The following is a 1,280-nucleotide window of genomic DNA, read 5'->3' as shown; positions in this document are numbered from 1 at the left end:
GCGTGGCCCCCCTTCTCCCGAAGTTACGGGGGCATTTTGCCGAGTTCCTTAACCATAGTTCACCCGAACGCCTCGGTATTCTCTACCTGACCACCTGAGTCGGTTTAGGGTACGGGCCGCCATGAAACTCGCTAGAGGCTTTTCTCGACAGCATAGGATCATCCACTTCACCACAATCGGCTCGGCATCAGGTCTCACCCTGTATGAGTGACGGATTTACCTACCACTCGGGCTACACCCTTACCCCGGGACAACCACCGCCCGGGATGGACTACCTTCCTGCGTCACCCCATCACTCACCTACTAACCGCTTGGTCCGGCGGCTCCACCACTTTCCATTCCCCGAAGGGTCCGGAACGGCTTCACGGCCTTAGCATCACGATGCTCGATGTTTGACGCTTCACAGCGGGTACCGGAATATCAACCGGTTATCCATCGACTACGCCTGTCGGCCTCGCCTTAGGTCCCGACTTACCCTGGGCAGATCAGCTTGACCCAGGAACCCTTAGTCAATCGGCGCAAACGTTTCTCACGTTTGTATCGCTACTCATGCCTGCATTCTCACTCGTCAACCGTCCACGACTACCTTCCAGTGCCGCTTCACCCGGCAGACGACGCTCCCCTACCCATCCATACAGGCGTTGGCCCTATTGTATGAATGACACGACTTCGGCGGTACGCTTGAGCCCCGCTACATTGTCGGCGCGGAATCACTAGACCAGTGAGCTATTACGCACTCTTTCAAGGGTGGCTGCTTCTAAGCCAACCTCCTGGTTGTCTGTGCGACTCCACATCCTTTCCCACTTAGCGTACGCTTAGGGGCCTTAGTCGATGCTCTGGGCTGTTTCCCTCTCGACCATGGAGCTTATCCCCCACAGTCTCACTGCCGCGCTCTCACTTACCGGCATTCGGAGTTTGGCTAAGGTCAGTAACCCGGTAGGGCCCATCGCCTATCCAGTGCTCTACCTCCGGCAAGAAACACACGACGCTGCACCTAAATGCATTTCGGGGAGAACCAGCTATCACGGAGTTTGATTGGCCTTTCACCCCTAACCACAGGTCATCCCCCAGGTTTTCAACCCTGGTGGGTTCGGTCCTCCACGAAGTCTTACCTCCGCTTCAACCTGCCCATGGCTAGATCACTCCGCTTCGGGTCTTGAGCGTGCTACTAAAATCGCCCTATTCGGACTCGCTTTCGCTACGGCTTCCCCACCCGGGTTAACCTCGCAACACACCGCAAACTCGCAGGCTCATTCTTCAAAAGGCACGCAGTCACGAGA

Annotated in this window: 1 rRNA gene (running past one end of the window); it reads right to left on the bottom strand. The window is 56.6% G+C overall.

Annotated features, from left to right (window positions below):
* Positions 1-1,280, bottom strand: a 23S ribosomal RNA gene (locus tag ACZ3ZD_RS35885); its annotated part reaches 1,270 nt to the left of the window's first position; the annotation flags it as partial.

The organism is Streptomyces sp. NPDC023481 (assembly GCF_055560195.1).
Note: the sequence above shows the minus strand (reverse complement) of the source record. Positions and strands in the feature narration are given on the sequence as shown.